Raw genomic sequence first — 16,810 nt, forward strand, 5'->3', positions numbered from 1 at the left:
GGTCCGCCCGGCTCAGCGCCGCTTGAGCCGCCGGGCGAACGCATCGCCGGTGGCCTGGACGCCCGAGACCAGCGCGATCAGCACGGCGATCACGATCAGCATCACCTGCGTGTCGAAACGCTGGTAGCCGTAGCGGATGGCCAGGTCGCCCAGGCCGCCCGCGCCCACGGCACCCGCCATGGCCGAGGCGCCGATCAGGGCCACCACCGTGATGGTAAAGCCCCCGATGATGCCAGGCAGGGCTTCGGGCAGCAGCACATGGCGCACCACATGCCACTTCCGGCAGCCCATGGCCTGCGCCGCCTCGATGAGGCCTGGGTCGACGTCCCGCAGGCTCACCTCGGCGATCCGTGCAAAGAACGGCGTGGCGCTGATGGCCAGGGGCACGATGGCGGCCCACACCCCGATGGTCGTCCCCGCCACGAGGCGGGTAAAGGGGATGAGCGCAACCAGCAGCACGATGAAGGGCGTGGCGCGAAAGCCGTTCACGATGGCGCCCACCATGCGATACAGCCGCGGCGAGGCCAGGAAGCCGCCCGGCGCGGTGACGATCAGCAGTACGGCAAGCGGGATTCCCGCCACGACCGCGATGCTGGCCGACACGCCCACCATGGTGAGCGTGTCGACGAAGGCTTTCAGATAGCGTTCAACGGGTATGGTCAGCCACATGACCGATCTCCTCTATGGCGTGGGCAATGGCGCCGGGGCCGCGCGCCAGCGCCGACAGGTCCGGGAGCGGATGCTCGCCGGGCACCGCCACCAGCAGCCTGCCGTGCGCATGGCCCTGGATACGGTCCACGCCGCCATGCACCAGCCGCAAGGGCAGGGAAAACGCATCGCCGATGCGCGCGAAATCGGGCTCCAGTCCCCCCTCCCCCGTGTAGGACAGCCGCAGGATCCGCTCGCTGGGCCGGCCAGGCGTCACCCCCGCCTCCAGCCGGCGCCGCAGATCATCGGGCACCCCATGCTGCAACGGCGCCAGCAACGCGCGCGTGGCCGCGTCCCGGGGTGCGCCGAACACCCTCCAGACGGGCCCCAGCTCCACGTTGCGCCCCTGCTCCAGCACCAGCACCTGGTCGGCCACTTCACGGATGACGCTCATTTCATGCGTGATCAGCACGATGGTGATGCCCAGCCGCCGGTTGATGTCCCTCAGCAAGCCAAGGATGGATTGCGTGGTCTCGGGGTCCAGGGCCGAGGTCGCCTCGTCGCACAGCAGGATCTCGGGCCTGGTCGCCAGGGCGCGGGCGATGCCCACGCGCTGCTTCTGCCCGCCCGACAGCCGCGCGGGATACACGCGCGCCTTGTCCGCCAGGCCGACCAGCGCCAACAGCTCGCCCACCCGCGCCGCCGTCGCCTCGCGCCCCACGCCCGCCACTTGCAGCGGCAGCGCCACGTTGTCCCAGACCGTCTTCGCGGACAGCAGGTTGAAGTGCTGGAAGATCATGCCGATGCGCCGGCGCAGCGCAACCAGCCCCTCCTCGTCCAGCGTGGCGATGTCCACGCCATCGACACGCACACGGCCCGTGGTCGGGCGCTCCAGCCGGTTGATCGTTCGCAGCAGACTGGACTTGCCCGCGCCACTGCGCCCGATGATGCCGAAAATGGTGCTCGCCGGGACTTCCAGCGTAATGTCCTGCAAGGCGTGGACAGGCCCGGCGGCACTCGGGTAGGTCTTGCCGACCTGCTCGAACGCGACCGTGCCGAGGGCCTGGGTGCTCACTTCCGCCACGGGAGGGTGTACAGCTTGGGGTCGTTGCCGAAACGCGAGGCGATCACCTCGCGCACCTTGGGCGAGGACTGGAACAGCGAGACGAAGCGGGCGATCTTCGGCGCGTCGGCACGATCCGTCCTTGCCACGAAGCCCATGGCATAGAAAGTGTCGTCGATGCCCGAATACAGCAGCGCCTGGCTGGCCTGCTCGGCCTTGCCGGCATTCACGAAGTAGCTGGGCCAGACCACAGCCAGATCCACGTCCTGCAGGGAATGGATCAGTTGCGGCCCTTCGATTTCGAAGAAGCGCAGCTGCTTCGGATTCTCGGCCACGTCGTCCAGGCTCGCGCCCACGGCCTTGCCGCCGCGCAAGGTGATGAGCCCGGCCTTCTGCAACAGCAGCAGGCCACGGCCCTGGTTCACCGGGTCGTTGGCCAAGGATACGCGCGCGCCCTCGGGCACGTCCTCCAGCCGCTTGATGCGGTTGGAATAGATGCCGATGTTCTGCAACAGGCCCAGGCCCACCATGCGCAGCTGGTAGCCCCGTTCCTTGATGGCATTGTCCAGGAACGCCTGGTGCTGGAAGAAGTTGAGGTCCACGTCGCCGTTGTTGACGGCCTCGTTGGGCAGGGTCCAGTCCGTGAATTCGATCAGCTTCACTTCCAGGCCCTGAGCCCGGGCCTCGGGGATCAGGGCCTCGATGGCATCGGAAGTGGCGCCGGGCGTGGAGGCGACCGTCACGGTCTCGCTGGCATGGACGCCGGCGGCCAGCAACAGCGTGGCCAAGCCTGCCAGCAGGGGACGAAGAATCATCGGATGCTCCCAGGGAAACGCAATGGGTCAGGGCTTGAGCCAGGGCAGGCTGTAGAGCTTGTCGTCGTTGGCGAAAGCCTGGTGGATGCGCGCGCGCACCTGGGGAGCATCGTGGTAGATGCGCACGAATCGCGCGATGTCCGGGTCCTGGGCATTGTCCTTGCGGCTCACGAAACGGATGGCGAACGCGTTGTCCTCCAGGCCCGAATACCGCAAGGCCCGGCTGGCGATCTCGGGCTTGCCCGCGTTCACGAAATGCGCGGGATAGCCTTGCGCAAGGTCCACGTCGTCCAGTGCGCGCACCAGCTGGGGACCCTCGATCTCGACGAAGGACAGCTTGCGCGGATTGCCCACGATGTCGTCCAGGCCGCCCCGATGGCCGACGCCCTGGCGCAAGGTGATGAGGCCGGCCTTGTCCAGCAGCAGCAGGCCCCGCCCCTGGTTCACAGGGTCATTGGCCACCGCCACCCGGGCGCCGTCGCGCAACCGCGCCAGCGCATCCACCTTGGTCGAATACAGGCCGATATTCGGCAACAGGCCCAGCGCCACGCTCACCAGCGGATAGCCACGCTCCTTCACCGCGTTGTCGAGAAACGCCTGGTGCTGGAAGTAGTTCAGATCCAGGTCGCCTGCTGCCAGCGCGGTATTGGGCGTGGTCCAGTCGCTGAACTCGATGACCTCGACCTGCAAGCCCTGCTCCCGTGCCAAACCCGCCGCCACTTCGACGGAATCGGCCAACGAACCTGGTGTCACGCCGATCTTGAGGGTCTTGGCATGGACCGACAGCGCCAGCCCTGGCCCGACCAGGCACAGCAGGCCCCACGCAAACCATCTTGAGAGTGTCTTCATGGCCGGCCTACTTCAGGAACGCGGGGCGGGCATAGCCCGGGAAGTCCTTCTCCAGCACCTGCTTGAAGAAGTCCGTCTTGAAGGCCGCGGCCACGTCCCTGGCCCAGGGCGTGTCACGATCGGCCGTGCGCACGGCGGCCACCAGCAGGTAGTGATCGGGCGTCTGCTCCAGCACGACGGCCTCGGTCAGCTTCAAGCCCGACGAGATGGCGAAGTTGCCGTTGATGATGGCGTATTCCGCGTCGCCCAGCGTGCGCGGCAACTGGGCCGCCTCGATGGGCTGCAGGCGCAGCTTGCGCGGATTCTCGGTGATGTCCTTCTCCGTCACGCGCAGGGGATCCACGTCGGCCTTCACCTTGATGAGGCCCTGGTCCTGCAGCAGCACCAGCGCGCGCGCCAGATTGCTGGGGTCGTTGGGCAACGTGATGCGGTCGCTGTCCTGCAGGTCCTTCAAGGACTTGCGCTTCTGCGAATAGATGCCCAACGGCGCGATGGGACCCTGCACGATCTCGGTCAGATCCAGCTTCTGGTCGGTGGCGAACTTCTTCAGGTAGATGATGTGCTGGAAGTAGTTCACGTCCAACGAACCCTGTGCCAGCGCCAGGTTCGGCTGCACGTAGTCGTTGAACTCCACCACCTTCACGCTGTACCCCTGCCTGGCAAGCTGGGGCACGATGCCCAGCTTCAGGACATCGACATTGGAGCCGGCGGTCGCGCCGATCACCAGGTTCTTCTTGTCGGCGGCCGCGGCCCAGGCGGGCAGCGAGGTCGCGGCCAGCACGGCCACGAGCGAGGAAAGGAAGGCACGGCGCGGGGAAATCATCATCTGGGTTCCTTGTGGGCGAGGGATCGGTGAGTACGGCCGTGGCAAGCGCGCCCGCGCCGCTCAGCGTTTGTCCAGCCGACGGGCGATCGTGGCGCCCGCGAACTGGATGAGTTGAACGAGGCCGACCAGGATGGCGACGGTCAGCACCATCACATCGGTCTGGAAGCGGTAGTAGCCGTAGCGGATCGCAAGGTCGCCGATCCCGCCGCCGCCCACGACGCCGGCGATGGCCGAGTAGGACAGGAAGCTGATGGCAAGGACGGTGAGCGCCAGCACGAGGCCGGAACGCGCCTCCACGAGCAGGACACGGCGCACGATCTGCCACTCCGACGCGCCGACGGCGTGCGCGGCCTCGATGACACCGCGCGGAACGTCACGCAAGCATTGCTCGACCAGGCGCGCGAAATAGGGGATGGCGGCGAAGGACAGCGGCACGGCGGCGGCCAGCGGGCCGATGGAAGTGCCGGCGATCATCCGCGTGAGCGGCACCAATGCCACCAGCAGGATGATGAACGGGAAGGAGCGCACGGTGTTGACCAGCCAGTTCACCACCGTGAAAACCGGCCGGTTGGCCAGCGACTGCCCCGGGCTCAGCAGGAACAGCCAGATCCCCAGCGGACCGCCGATCACCACGGCCGCCGACAGGCCGATGCCCAGCATCAGGAAGGTCTGCGCCACGGCCACATGCAGCTCGGGCAGGATGGCGACGATGCTGTCGGGGATCATGCCGTCTCCAGATAGGGATTGGCGGCCTCGCGCATGAGCGCCAGGCCCAGCGCGCTGCGCAAGGCCAACTGATGGCCGTCGATGCGTGCCTGCTCCACCACGCTGCCGTCTTCCATCACGGCCACGTGGCGGCACAGCGCGCGCACGACCGACAATTCATGCGTGACGATGACGACTGTCACCGACAGCCGCCGATTGATGTCACGCAGCACGTCGAGGATGGCGCGCGTGGTCTCGGTGTCCAGCGCCGAGGTGGGTTCGTCGCACAGCAGCACGGCGGGCTGGCTTGCCAGGGCGCGGGCAATGGCCACCCGCTGCTTCTGCCCGCCCGACAGCTGCGCGGAATAGCTGGCGGACTTGTCCGCCAGGCCGACGATATCCAGGCACTCGCGCACGCGAGCGGCCAGCGCCTCGCCGCGCAGCGTCCTGTGCACCCGCAAGGGAAAGGCCACGTTCTCGAAGACCGTGACGTTCTGCAGCAGGTTGAACTGCTGGAAGATCATGCCCAATGACTGCCGCGCGGTTCGCAGCGCGCGCTTGGACAGCGCGGTCAGGTCCCGGCCGTCCACGATCACGCGTCCGCTATCGGGTCGCTCCAGCAGGTTGATCAGCCGCAGCAGGGTGGACTTGCCCGCGCCACTCTTGCCGATGATGCCGAAGATATCGCCGCGCGCGATCTCCAGCGACACGCCGCGCACCGCGGGCAACGGCGCGTCCTGGCCCGCGTAGGCCTTGGCCACCTGCTCCAGGCGGATCAACGCCTCGCTTCGTATCGGGTTCACGGTCATGTGGGGAATATGCGGCAAGGACCTGCGGAGAGAGAACGAACGAATGTCTATAAGCGGTACGGCAATGGACTATTTGCGCTTGCTGACCCGAAGCTCGCCGATCCGTATGAGCTGTGAGCGCGTGACGTTGCGCGACAGGCCCAGCAACGTTGCCGTGTGCACCTGGTTCTGCCGGCAATAGCGATACGCCGTGCGCAGCAATGCTTCCTCCAGGTAGGCATGCGCCTGCTCCGGCTGCTCCTCGAACAGGCGCGCGAACGTGGCTTCCAGCAGCTCGTCCAAGGTCGCCGTGCTCGGCGGCAGGCCTGTCGCCGCCAGAGGCGGGGCCGCCAGGTGCAGGTCCTCGGCATCGATGGCCTGGCCACGGCAGACCAGCAGCGCATGGTGAAGCACGTTCTCCAGTTCGCGCACGTTGCCCGGCCAGGCATGCGCGCGCAAGGCCGCCTCGGCGTCACGCGACAGGGCCACCACGTCATGGCCAAGCCGCTCGGCATGCCGCTCGATGAAGTAGCGGGCAAGCGGCAGGATGTCGCCGGGCCGCTCGGCCAGCGCCGGCAGGGCAAGCGTGACCACATTCAGGCGGTAGTAGAGATCCTTGCGGAAGCCGCCGGACTGGATCAGGGGTTCCAAAGGCACGTTGGTCGCGGCCAGGACACGCACATCGATCGGCCTGCCGCGCCGTCCACCCAGCCGCACCACCTCGCGCTCCTGCAGCACCCGCAACAGCCTGGATTGCGTGGGCAGGGGCAGGTCTCCGATCTGGTCCAGGAACAGGGTGCCACCGTCGGCCTCCTCGAACCAGCCGCCCTTGGCTTCGAAGGCGCCGGGGAAAGCGCCCTGCTCATAGCCAAAGAGTTCGGCGTCCACCAAGGCCTCGGAAAAGGCGCCGCAGCTGACTGCCAGGAAAGGTCCGTCACGCCGCGCGCTGATCTCGTGGACGTGGCGGGCCACGAGATCCTTGCCGGTGCCGGTCTGGCCTTCGATCAGGATGCTTGCGTCACTGGGACCTATCTGCCGCACGTGCGCCAGCATGGCCTGCGATCTGGGGTCGGCAAAGATGCGGGCTGCCAGGCCCGACTCAGCGGGCGCACGCGCGGGCAGGCGAGGGACCACGGCGCCGGCGCTCATGAATAGAAACTCGGCGTGGGAGGGACGTCGTTCAAGGCCCACTCTCCCAACTCGTGCAGCTTGTAGTCGACCGGATCGTGCAAGGTCTGCGTGCGCACGTTGCGCCAATAGCGGTCCAGCGCCAATTCGCCATGCGTGGCGCGCGCGCCGGTCACCTCGAAGAGCCGGTTGGACACGTCCAGGCCGGTGCGCGTACTTGCCACCTTCGCCGTCGCCACCGCGACCGCGACCTTGGCGCGCGCCTCGGCATTGAGGGTTTCGCCCTGGCGCCAGGCCTCGTCGAACAGCGTGCTCGCGCGTTCGACCAGGGCACGGGCGCCTTCGAGTTCCACCCACAGCTGGCCGTAATGGCGCAGCACGTAGGGGTCCTGGCTGGCGCTGTCCGCCGCCGACCGGAACCAGGGCCGTGCTTCCTGGCGCGTGTAACGCCGGGCCTGCGCGAAGGCGCCTTCGGCAATGCCCAGGAAGAGGTTCGCGAACAGCAACTGTGCCAGGACGGGCCGCAAGCATGCGAAAGGCGTGCTCAGCGGTCCCGGGTCCAATAGCATCTCGTCCTCTTCCACCCGCACGTTCTCGAACGTGGCGCTGCCGCTGTCGGTCTGGCGCTGCCCCATGTTGTTCCAGTCGCCATGCACGGTGATACCGCTACGCCCCGTGGGCACGGCCGCCAGCAGCAGTCCGCCGCCCTCTGCATCGACGCCCGAGGCGATCAGCATTTCGGAATCCATGGCGCCCGAGCAGAAGCTCTTGCGGCCCGAGAAATCGCGCCAGCCAGGGTGGCGCCGCACCACGGTCCGCGTGTCCAGCGGGTTCAGCGCATTGCCCCAGAACCATTGCTTGGCCGCCGTCTGCTCGAACCAGGGACGCCACTGCGCTGGCCGCGAGAACAGCCTGACGGTGGCCAGCATCAGGTGATGGAAACCGAAAACATGGGCAAGTGAACTGTCCACGCGCGCGATCTCGCGCACGATCGCAAGCGTCTCGCTCCAGCTCGCGCCCAGCCCACCCTGCTCTCGCGGGATCACCAACGACAACAGGCCGCTGGCCCGCAGCTGGTCGCGCTCCGCCTTGGGCGTGCCGCCCGCCTTGTCCCGGGCGGCCGCCGTCACCGCGAAGGTATCGGCCAGCGCGCGCGCCACGGCCAGAGGATCCCGCGCCGCCGTCACGCGAGCGATGAAGGCGGCGCTTGCCTGTGGCACCGCCACGACCGCCGAGCTCTCCAGTGCCGGCTTCATGCGGACTTGACCCTGGCGGTGGCGGGCAGCACGTCGTTGGCGATCATCTCGCCGAACGGGCCCGTCAGGTTGGTCGTGCCGTGCCGGGCAAGATCGGCATAGGGTTGCGGCAGCAGCGGAAACACCAGTTCCGCGAAGCGATAGGCTTCCTCCAGATGCGGATAGCCCGAGAATATGAAGCTTTCGATGCCCAGGTCCGCATACTCCTGGATGCGCGCGGCCACGGTCTGGGGATCGCCCACCAGCGCAGTGCCCGCGCCTCCCCGCACCAGTCCCACGCCCGCCCACAGATTGGGATATATCTCCAACTGGTCGCGCCGTCCGCCGTGCAGCGCGGCCATGCGCCGCTGGCCCTCGGAGTCGAAACGGCTGAACGACTGCTGCGCGGCCGCGATGGTCTCGGGCGACACATTCTCGATGAGCGCGTTGGCCGCCGCCCAGGCCTCTTCGCTGGTCCGTCGCACGATGACGTGCAGCCGCACGCCGAAACGGACGCTGCGGCCCAGCGCGGCCGCGCGCGCGCGCACATCGCGGATCTTGGCCGCCACCGCGTCCGGCGGTTCGCCCCAACTCAGGTACACGTCGACCTGCTCGGCGGCCAACTTGTGCGCGGCCTCGGAAGAGCCGCCGAAGTACAGCGGCGGATACGGTTTCTGTACTGGGGGGTACAAGGCCTTGGCGTTGCTGACCTTCAGGTGCTGGCCGTCGTAGGTCACCGCCTCGCCTTGCAGCACGCGCCGCCATATGTGAAGAAACTCCGACGCGGCCTCATAGCGCGCGTCGTGGTCCAGGTGCAGGCCGTCACCGCGGTTCTCGTCAGGGTCTCCGCCCGTCACCACGTTGATCAGCACCCTGCCGCCAGACAGGCGGTCCAGTGTTGCCGCCATGCGCGCCGAGACGGTAGGCGAGATGATGCCGGGGCGGATCGCCACTAGGTAGCGCAATCTTTCGGTTTGCGGCGCCAGCGCCGAGGCCACCACCCAGGAATCCTCGCAGCTGCGGCCCGTGGGGATCAGCACGCCGTAGTAACCCAGGCTGTCCGCGGCCTGCGCCACCTGCTTCAGGTAGTTCAAGGTGACAGGGCGTGCGCCCTGCGAGGTGCCCAGGTAGTGGCCGTCGCCATGGGTGGGGAGAAACCAGAAAATATTCATGTCCAGCGTGCTCATGCGTGACGCGGCGGCGCCCGCCGCCGGTGTTGCGTGGGGAACAGTCAGGGACTGCGCATTCCCACGAGGCGTCCAGGCATTACACCGAAGCGCGCGCGCGCCGGGAAATGCTGATTTTCCATTTGGTTATGGAGACGTCCGTCCCCAGCCATCCAGCAGGATGACCGTCAGGCAACAGTGAGCAGGGTTTGCGCCGCCGTGGCGCGGCAGCCAAGACGCACGTAGTGTCTTGCTGGCAACACCGCCAGGCCCGGGACGCTCGCGGCGCCCCGGCGGCATTCAGCCTCGCGGCAAGGGCGGCAGCGGCGCGCCGCCGTCGCCCGCGTCATCGGCCCCGTTCTGGCCGCCCATCACCAGCGTGGTGGTGGACGACTTCGCCAGCGAGATGCCCGCCTCGTCCATGCGCTTCAGCACATCGAAGAGGATCGCGCTGCGCGTGGCGTACGACAGGCGCGGCGAGTTCACATAGCAGGTGCCGCTGAACAGCAGGTTGCCCGCGCTGTCGACCCCCTCCAGGCTGACGCTGGGCGCGGGCGACTGCGCCACGCTTTCGTTGGCCTGCAAGGCCGCCAGCATCAGGCTGCGCACCTGCTCGGCATCCACCGGCAGCGGCACCGGCAGCTTGATGCTGACCACGCCCTGCGGGTTGGAGTGCGTGACGTTGCGCACGGTCTTGGTGATGAATTCGGAGTTCGGCACGATCAGGGTGGAACGGTCCGCCATGCGGATCTCGGTGGCGCGCACATTGATGCGCTGGATGTCGCCCTCGACGCCGCCCAGGGCCACCCAGTCGCCCACCTTCACCGGCCGCTCGGCCAGCAGGATGAGGCCCGACACGAAGTTCTGCACCACCGCCTGCAAGCCGAAACCGATACCCACCGACAGCGCGCTGGCCACCCAGGCCACGCGCTCCAGGCCCACGCCCAGGGCCGACATGCCCAGGGCCACCGCCACCACGACGCCGGCATAGCCGAACAAGGTCGAGGCCGAAATACGCATGCCCGGATCGAGCGCGGTCGTGGGCAGATAGCGGTCTTCCAGCCAATGCTTGACCAGGCGCACGCTGACCAGCGCGATGACCAGCACCATCACGCCTTGCAGCACGGCGCCGGGGCGCAGCTGGATCTCGCCGATGGTGATGCCCTGCGGCAGGCTGCCCATGCGATGGGCCAGCTCCAGCGGGCCTTCGCCGAAAGGCGCCAGCAACAGCACCAGCGCGAACATCACGATGGTCACGCGGCACACGCCCGACAGCAGCACGGCCAGCTGGTCGCGGCCACGCGGCGCGTCGGCGTCGGACTTGCCCTCGCCGCCGGCCTCGGCAGGCGGCGAGGCCAGCAGCGTGGTGAACGCATCCTCGACCAGCACGGCCAGCAGGTATGCGGTGCACAGCACCACCAGCGCCCAGGTCAGCTGCTTCACGACGAAACCGCCGAAGGCCACGTAGCCCACCGCGATGGAGATCACGCCGGTCGCCAGCGCGATCCAGCACAGGTTGACGATCGTCACCAGCCAGAGCGGACGCAGGGGCGGACCGCCATCGCCTTCCGGCGGCGGAATGGCGCGGCGCAGGCGCTCCGCGCGATGCAGCGCCCAGCCCATCGTGCCGGCCAGCACCAGCACGGCCACGGCGTTGGCGGCGATGGTGGCGCTGAGCGTCACGTTCACGCGCGCGGCCACCTGCTCGACCAGCCACACCAGCACCACGGCTGCGCCCAGCATCGGCGGATAGCGGCGCAGGCCCATGGCGACGTCGTCCGGCAGGGGCAGGAGCCGCCACGAGGTCTTGTAGGGAGACAGCAGGGCATAGGCCAGCCCCGACACGAAACCGCCGAATGCGGCCATGGCCACGATGCGTGCCAGCAACTGTTCGGTTTCGCCCGAGAGGTCGCCCGACCAGCTCAACGCGATCAGCGCCAGCCATGTCAGCAGCGCGGGCATGAGCACCGACTGCAGCACCTGCGCGAGGGCGGCGAACGACCGCCGCAAGCGGCCCGGCGGAACACGGCTGGCGGTCAGCTGGAACAGCAGCGAGCCGAAACGCAGCCTGGCGCCGACCAGGACGGCGGCGATGGCCAGCAGCCCCGCCACCACGGCCAGCGGCACGGCGCGCGCGCCCTCCCACAGTTCCGCGCCGAACGCCGTCAGGCGCTCATGGTCGCGCGGCCAGCCATCGGCGAACTCATCCCAGAACCTGCCGCCCAGGATGGAAGGCCGCCGTTCACCCAGGCTTGCCTGGAATTGCGAGCGGCGCAGGGTGGAAATCCTTTCGGCCGTCTGCCCGCTTTCCACGGCCAGCAGCCGCGCCAGCTTGACCTGGCCGTCCAACGTGCTGTGGTTTTTTTCCAGCTGTGCCCGCTGCGCCGCGACATCGGGCGCCTCCTTGCCTTCGGGCGCCGCCCCCAGCTCGTCCAGGCGGGCGGCCACGCTGGCCAGTTGCGGCCCCAGGCTTTCGGCGGTGGCCTGCGCCCCGGACTGGATCTTCAGCGCCTGCTCACGCAGGGACAGCAGCGTCGCGTCGTCGGGAAGCTCGTCCTTGTCGAGCGCGTTCTGCACCTTGTCGATCTGCTGGCGCGCCGCGTCCAGGTCGACACTGGGCGCCTCGTCGGCAGGCTGGGCATGGGCCAGCGACGTGCTGAACGCACAGGTCAGCACCAGCAGCAAGACGGCCAGCCAATGAAAGACCGAACCGGGGCGGGAGACCGCGCTGGACATCGAACGGGACACTGCAGGGCGCATACGCCACCTTCCGGAGCGCCCCTGGGCGCTCCCAAAATCGAGACAGCCGGATTGTGCAACATAAACCCACCGGCGCACGCGCCCGTTACCTTATGGCGCAAATGCGCAGGACTTGTCTCGAAATCCGGCCGAAAGGCTCGTCTACTATGATGTTTCCCGGGGCCTGTGATCAGGCCCCGGTTTTTTGGCGCGGCGCCCACGCGGGTAGCCGCCGCCAGACCGGCGCGAAGGCCCCCGGGCCCGCGCCGCCCGCGTGCGCCCCGCGCCACGCACCCCATTTCCCACAGGACACTCGGCAGGCCCGGACATCCGCACACCATCACGCAGGAGGCAAGCAGTGAACGCCCGACACGCCCCAACCCTCGCACCCCCCGGCCGCGCGCCGGCCTGGCTGCACGGTCCAAGCACCCTCCTGGCGATGGGCCTCCTGCTCTGGCTACTCAGTCTGTCCCCTGCTTTCGCGCAAGCCCCTGCTCCCGAACCGGCAGCCAACCAGGCCGCGTCCCCTGCCCAACTGGCCGACCTGCTGGAGAACGAGGCCTCGCGCAACGCGCTCATCCAGCAGCTGCGCCAACAATCCGAAGCCGCGCAAACCGCCGCCGACCCAAAGGCGCCCGCCACGGACGTCGAGGCCGCCGCCGTCGACGCCACCCCCGGCGTCTCGCGCCAGTTGGCGGAAGGCGTGCAGCATTTCTTCGCCGACCTCAGCCAGGACCTGGGCGAGGCCGCCGCCACGTTCCGCTCGCTGGGCACGGGCGAAGGCCTGCGCGGCATGACGGTGGAAGTGTGGCGCGGCATCCTGATCGACTTCGCCATCGTGGTCGCCGCCACCCTGTTGGCCTGGGCCCTCTTCCGCCTCATCGCGTCGCAGGCCTATGCCCGCATCGACCGCTGGCTGGCGCATCACACCCCCGCACCCGCGCCGCAGGCAATCCCGCCCGGTGCGCCGCGCCCCGGCCTGACGCCGCAGTCGCTTTACCGCAGCACCCTCGCCGTCGTCGGCGCCCTGCTCATCGACATCGCCGTCATCGCCCTGGCCGCCATGGCGGGCTATGGCGCGGGCGTGTTCATCGCGGGCGACACCGGCACCATCGGCCGGCTGGAGGCGCTGTTCGTGAACACCTTCCTGGCGGTGGAAATCGCCAAGGCCCTGGTTCGCGTGGTCTTCGCCACCCGCTATCCCCACCTGCGCCTGCTGGCCATGTCCGATGAGGTGGCGGTGTTCTGGAACAGCTGGCTGGCGCGCCTCGTCACCCTCACGGGCTACGGCATCCTGATCGCCGTGCCGCTGGTCAAGGCCATGTTCTCGCCGGCCGTCGGCCAGATGCTGGGCCTCTTCATCATGCTGGGCGTCTACATCTACGCCCTGCGTGTCATCTGGACCAACCGCCAGCTGCTGCGCGATCGCCTGAACCGCCGCGCCGACACCGCGTCGGCATTCTTCGGCACGCTGCTGCGCATGCTGGCGCGTGTCTGGCACCTGCTGGCCATCGCCTACTTCACCATCCTGCTGGGCGCCAGCCAACTGGCGCCCGACCAGGCGCTGCCCTTCATGGCGCGCGCCACGGCGCAGACCGTCATCGCCGTGGGCCTGGGCCTGCTGCTGTCGGCCATCCTGACCTCGGCGCTGGCGCGCCGCATCCGCCTGAGCGACCACTGGCGCAGCCGCCTGCCCATGCTGGAAGCCCGCTTGAACGCCTATGTGCCGGCTGCCCTGAAAGGCCTGCGCCTGCTCATCCTGCTGGGCGTGGCGCTGGTCGTGCTGGACGCCTGGAACGCCTTCGACCTGAGCGCCTGGCTGATGTCCGCCAGCGGCAGCGCGGCCATCTTCATGGTGGTGCGCCTGGGCATCATCCTCTTCATCGCCGCGCTGGCCTGGACCGTGATCGCCAGCATCATCGAGCATCGCCTGAACATGGCCGCGGGCCCCGGCGGCCCCAGCGCGCGCGAGAAGACGCTGCTGTCGCTGTTCAGGAATGCCGCGCTCATCGTGATCGTCACCATGACGGCCCTGGTGCTGCTGTCGCAGATCGGCATCGATATCGGCCCGCTGATCGCCGGCGCCGGCGTGGTCGGCCTGGCCATCGGCTTCGGCGCGCAGAAGCTGGTGCAGGACATCATCACCGGCATCTTCATCCAGCTGGAAAACGGCATGAACCAGAACGACGTGGTCGAGGCCGCGGGCGTCTTCGGCACGGTCGAGAAGCTGACCATCCGGTCAGTGGGCATCCGCACGCTGGACGGCGGCTACCACCTGATCCCGTTCTCGTCGGTAGACACCGTGGTCAACCACATGCGCGACTTCTCGTACCACGTGGGCGAATACACCATCGCGCACCGCGAGAACGTGGACGAGGCGATCGAGCACCTGAAGGCGGCCTATGCCGAACTGCAGCAGGACGAGGTGCTGTCGCCGGAACTGCTGGAGGACATGACCGTGGCGGGCGTCACCTCGCTGAGCGAGCGCGGCGTCACCATCCGGATCCTCATCAAGACCTCGCCCGGCATGCAGTGGGCGGTCCAGCGCGGCTACAACCGCCTGGTGAAGAAGCACTTCAACGCCGCCGGCATCGAGCTGCCGTACCCGCACACCGTGGTGTATTTCGGGCAGGACAAGGACGGCAATGCCCCCGCCCTGCCCCTGCGCCGCGTGCGGCCCCTGTCGGCCGGCGCGGCGGCGGCGGAGGTCGGCCACGCGCCGGCCCCCGGCCACACCCCGCGCCAGCTCGCGCCGGAACCCGCCGGCGCCTCGGACGAGGTGCTGGGCAACGAGTTGGACACCGTGGTGGACGAGGACGGCGACCCGAAGGAGGCGGACGCGCCCCCGAGGGAACGCTGATACGGGCCGCGCATGCCGGCGGCCGGCGCGAGGTCCGCGCCGGTTGGCACGCCGCTGTCACATGCGGCGCGCAGACTGGCGCGTCAGACCGTGACGGTCAGCGGCTGGCCCGCCGCCGCGCTGACGATCTGCGACAGCGCTTCGTGCAGGGGCGGGCCGCCACGGGTGTCGTGCCAGACCTGGCCGTCGTGGCGATAGTGGAAACCGCCGCTGGGCGCCGCCACCCACAACTCCTGCATGGGCGCCTGGCTGTTGACGATGACCTGCACGCCCGAGTCGAAGGCCAGCGTCAGGACGTTGCCGCTCCGATTGGCGTCGACATCGACGTCATTGACGGAAAACCAGTCATCGGCCTGGCTTTCCAGCCGGTCCAGGACGCCCGCAGCCAGGGCAAGAAATTCTGTTTCGTTCATAATTCACACACCGCACGTCTATCGGAGCTTTACTGTGTACGCACCGGCCCAACACCGCCAGTTTTCCCGCATTGTAGCGACGCTGCTGGCGATCGGCGCGCTCGCGGCCTGCGGCTACAAGGGCCCGCTCTACATGGCCCCCGCCAAGCCCGCGCCCCAGAACCAGGCCCAGGAGGCCCAGACCCAGGCGCCCGCTCAGGACCAGGCGCGCGGAACCGACACGCGCCCGGCCGAGTCACAGACGCGCCAACCTTCCACGACGACGCCCTCCCGCGCCCAATGACCGCACATTTCGCCGATCCCGCCCGCCAACCCGCCGGGCAACCCCATTTCCACTTCGTGAACGGCGTACTGCACGCCGAGGACGTGGCCCTGCCCGCGCTGTGCAAGCAGCTGGGCACGCCGCTCTACGTCTACTCGCGCGCGGCCCTGCATGCCAACTTCAAGGCCTACCGCGACGCCATCGGCGAGCGCGACGTGCTGGTCTGCTATGGCATGAAGGCCAACGCCAACCTGGCCGTGCTGAAGGAATTCGCCCGCGCCGGCGCGGGCTTCGACATCGTCTCGGGCGGTGAGCTGCAACGTGTCGTCGCCGCCGGCGGCGATCCCGGCAAGGTCGTCTTCTCGGGCGTGGGCAAGCAGGTCTGGGAAATGGAAGCCGCGCTGCGCGCCGGCGTGAAGTGCTTCAACGTCGAATCGCTGCCCGAGCTGCGCCGCCTTTCCCAGGTCGCCAGCCGCCTGGGCGTGACCGCGCCCGTCTCGCTGCGCGTGAACCCCGACGTCGACGCCCAGACCCACCCCTACATCTCCACGGGCCTGAAGGAAAACAAGTTCGGCATCGCCATCGATACCGCGCTGGAGGCCTACCGCGTCGCGGCCAGCCTGCCCGGCGTGCGCGTGGTCGGCGTGGACTGCCACATCGGCTCGCAGATCACCGACACCGCGCCCTATCTCGACGCGCTCGACAAGCTGCTCGACCTGCTGCGCGCGCTGGCCGACCTCGACATCTCCATCGCGCACCTGGACATCGGCGGCGGCCTCGGCATCCGCTATGACGACGAAACGCCGCTCGCCCCGCGCGCGCTGCTCGACAAGGTCTTCGCGCGCCTGGACGCCAGCGGCCTGCCGCCGGTGCAACTGGTCATGGAGCCGGGCCGCTCCTTGGTGGGCAACGCCGGCATCCTGCTGACCCGCGTGGAATATCTGAAGCACACCGATGCGCGCAATTTCGCCATCGTCGACGCCGCCATGAACGATCTCATGCGCCCCGCGCTATACGAAGCCTGGCATGGCGTCCTGGCCGTCACGCCGCGCAGCGGCGAGGCCCTGTCTTATGACGTGGTGGGCCCGGTCTGCGAAAGCGCCGACTGGCTTGCGCGCGAACGCACCCTGGCCCTGCGCGAAGGCGACCTGCTGGCGGTGGAGTCCGCCGGCGCCTACGGCTTCGTCATGGCCAGCACCTACAACAGCCGCCCCCGGCCCGCCGAAGTCATGGTCGATGGCGCGAACTGGCATGTCGTGCGCACGCGCGACACCCTGGCCAGCCTGACCGCTGGCGAATCCACCCTGCCCTGA

At 68.6% G+C, this 16,810-nt stretch carries 15 protein-coding genes; 3 read left to right on the top strand and 12 right to left on the bottom strand.

The genetic code is table 11. The annotated features are described in order from the left end of the window. Positions 1–12 precede the first annotated feature (12 nt). The 11 genes from ODI_RS00160 to ODI_RS00210 form a co-directional block, all read right to left on the bottom strand. Positions 13–669, bottom strand: coding sequence for a methionine ABC transporter permease (locus ODI_RS00160; protein WP_067758093.1), 657 nt, complete (start codon positions 667–669; stop codon positions 13–15). Beyond that, the gene (locus ODI_RS00165) at positions 647–1,732 is read right to left on the bottom strand and encodes a methionine ABC transporter ATP-binding protein (protein ID WP_067758096.1); all 1,086 of its coding nucleotides are present in this window, start codon (positions 1,730–1,732) and stop codon (positions 647–649) included. The genes ODI_RS00160 and ODI_RS00165 overlap by 23 nt, the downstream gene beginning before the upstream one ends. Beyond that, positions 1,720–2,526 (bottom strand): MetQ/NlpA family ABC transporter substrate-binding protein, encoded by an 807-nt coding sequence (locus ODI_RS00170; protein WP_067758099.1) that lies wholly within the window; start codon positions 2,524–2,526, stop codon positions 1,720–1,722. The genes ODI_RS00165 and ODI_RS00170 overlap by 13 nt, the downstream gene beginning before the upstream one ends. A 27-nt stretch (positions 2,527–2,553) precedes the next feature. Further along, the gene (locus tag ODI_RS00175; RefSeq protein ID WP_067758102.1) at positions 2,554–3,375 is read right to left on the bottom strand and encodes a MetQ/NlpA family ABC transporter substrate-binding protein; all 822 of its coding nucleotides are present in this window, start codon (positions 3,373–3,375) and stop codon (positions 2,554–2,556) included. Positions 3,376–3,382: 7 nt separating this feature from the next. Beyond that, positions 3,383–4,198 (bottom strand): MetQ/NlpA family ABC transporter substrate-binding protein, encoded by an 816-nt coding sequence (locus tag ODI_RS00180; RefSeq protein ID WP_067758418.1) that lies wholly within the window; start codon positions 4,196–4,198, stop codon positions 3,383–3,385. A gap of 63 nt (positions 4,199–4,261) precedes the next feature. After that, positions 4,262–4,927 (bottom strand): methionine ABC transporter permease, encoded by a 666-nt coding sequence (locus ODI_RS00185; protein ID WP_408635873.1) that lies wholly within the window; start codon positions 4,925–4,927, stop codon positions 4,262–4,264. Continuing rightward, complete coding sequence (locus ODI_RS00190) at positions 4,924–5,715, bottom strand: methionine ABC transporter ATP-binding protein (protein ID WP_067758105.1); 792 nt, start codon at positions 5,713–5,715, stop codon at positions 4,924–4,926. The genes ODI_RS00185 and ODI_RS00190 overlap by 4 nt, the downstream gene beginning before the upstream one ends. A 69-nt stretch (positions 5,716–5,784) precedes the next feature. Continuing rightward, positions 5,785–6,843 carry a sigma-54 interaction domain-containing protein gene (locus ODI_RS00195; protein WP_067758108.1) on the bottom strand — a complete coding sequence of 353 codons (1,059 nt, stop codon included), beginning with the start codon at positions 6,841–6,843 and terminating at the stop codon, positions 5,785–5,787. Beyond that, complete coding sequence (locus ODI_RS00200; protein ID WP_082985465.1) at positions 6,840–8,078, bottom strand: acyl-CoA dehydrogenase family protein; 1,239 nt, start codon at positions 8,076–8,078, stop codon at positions 6,840–6,842. Before ODI_RS00200 ends, ODI_RS00195 begins: the two co-directional genes overlap by 4 nt. Continuing rightward, the gene (ssuD, locus tag ODI_RS00205; RefSeq protein WP_067758427.1) at positions 8,075–9,229 is read right to left on the bottom strand and encodes an FMNH2-dependent alkanesulfonate monooxygenase; all 1,155 of its coding nucleotides are present in this window, start codon (positions 9,227–9,229) and stop codon (positions 8,075–8,077) included. Before ssuD ends, ODI_RS00200 begins: the two co-directional genes overlap by 4 nt. Positions 9,230–9,523: 294 nt before the next feature. After that, on the bottom strand, positions 9,524–11,959 hold the full coding sequence (locus ODI_RS00210; protein WP_067758111.1) for a DUF3772 domain-containing protein: 2,436 nt from the start codon (positions 11,957–11,959) through the stop codon (positions 9,524–9,526). A gap of 442 nt (positions 11,960–12,401) precedes the next feature. On the opposite strand from ODI_RS00210, the gene ODI_RS00215 reads away from it, so the two are divergent. Next, positions 12,402–14,822 (top strand): mechanosensitive ion channel domain-containing protein, encoded by a 2,421-nt coding sequence (locus tag ODI_RS00215; RefSeq protein WP_067758113.1) that lies wholly within the window; start codon positions 12,402–12,404, stop codon positions 14,820–14,822. An 83-nt stretch (positions 14,823–14,905) separates the two neighbouring features. Here the strand turns inward: ODI_RS00215 and cyaY are convergent, their stop codons facing one another. Continuing rightward, on the bottom strand, positions 14,906–15,235 hold the full coding sequence (gene cyaY, locus ODI_RS00220) for an iron donor protein CyaY (protein ID WP_067758115.1): 330 nt from the start codon (positions 15,233–15,235) through the stop codon (positions 14,906–14,908). A 34-nt stretch (positions 15,236–15,269) separates the two neighbouring features. Between cyaY and lptM the strand changes: the two genes are divergently transcribed. Both lptM and lysA read left to right on the top strand, forming a co-directional pair. Beyond that, positions 15,270–15,518, top strand: a complete 249-nt coding sequence (lptM, locus tag ODI_RS00225) for an LPS translocon maturation chaperone LptM (RefSeq protein WP_067758117.1) — start codon at positions 15,270–15,272, stop codon at positions 15,516–15,518. After that, complete coding sequence (gene lysA, locus ODI_RS00230) at positions 15,515–16,810, top strand: diaminopimelate decarboxylase (protein WP_067758119.1); 1,296 nt, start codon at positions 15,515–15,517, stop codon at positions 16,808–16,810. The genes lptM and lysA overlap by 4 nt, the downstream gene beginning before the upstream one ends.

This window comes from Orrella dioscoreae, from assembly GCF_900089455.2.
GTDB lineage: Bacteria > Pseudomonadota > Gammaproteobacteria > Burkholderiales > Burkholderiaceae_B > Orrella > Orrella dioscoreae.

What these genes read in the sequence shown, in the direction of transcription:
- ssuD (WP_067758427.1), bottom strand. Translation starts at nt 9,229, where the DNA reads ATGAATATTTTCTGGTTTCTCCCCACCCATGGCGACGGCCACTACCTG.
- ODI_RS00185 (WP_408635873.1), bottom strand. Translation starts at nt 4,927, where the DNA reads ATGATCCCCGACAGCATCGTCGCCATCCTGCCCGAGCTGCATGTGGCC.
- ODI_RS00200 (WP_082985465.1), bottom strand. Translation starts at nt 8,078, where the DNA reads ATGAAGCCGGCACTGGAGAGCTCGGCGGTCGTGGCGGTGCCACAGGCA.
- ODI_RS00190 (WP_067758105.1), bottom strand. Translation starts at nt 5,715, where the DNA reads ATGACCGTGAACCCGATACGAAGCGAGGCGTTGATCCGCCTGGAGCAG.
- ODI_RS00180 (WP_067758418.1), bottom strand. Translation starts at nt 4,198, where the DNA reads ATGATTTCCCCGCGCCGTGCCTTCCTTTCCTCGCTCGTGGCCGTGCTG.
- ODI_RS00175 (WP_067758102.1), bottom strand. Translation starts at nt 3,375, where the DNA reads ATGAAGACACTCTCAAGATGGTTTGCGTGGGGCCTGCTGTGCCTGGTC.
- ODI_RS00215 (WP_067758113.1), top strand. Translation starts at nt 12,402, where the DNA reads ATGGGCCTCCTGCTCTGGCTACTCAGTCTGTCCCCTGCTTTCGCGCAA.
- cyaY (WP_067758115.1), bottom strand. Translation starts at nt 15,235, where the DNA reads ATGAACGAAACAGAATTTCTTGCCCTGGCTGCGGGCGTCCTGGACCGG.
- ODI_RS00170 (WP_067758099.1), bottom strand. Translation starts at nt 2,526, where the DNA reads ATGATTCTTCGTCCCCTGCTGGCAGGCTTGGCCACGCTGTTGCTGGCC.
- ODI_RS00210 (WP_067758111.1), bottom strand. Translation starts at nt 11,959, where the DNA reads ATGTCCAGCGCGGTCTCCCGCCCCGGTTCGGTCTTTCATTGGCTGGCC.
- lysA (WP_067758119.1), top strand. Translation starts at nt 15,515, where the DNA reads ATGACCGCACATTTCGCCGATCCCGCCCGCCAACCCGCCGGGCAACCC.
- ODI_RS00160 (WP_067758093.1), bottom strand. Translation starts at nt 669, where the DNA reads ATGTGGCTGACCATACCCGTTGAACGCTATCTGAAAGCCTTCGTCGAC.
- ODI_RS00195 (WP_067758108.1), bottom strand. Translation starts at nt 6,843, where the DNA reads ATGAGCGCCGGCGCCGTGGTCCCTCGCCTGCCCGCGCGTGCGCCCGCT.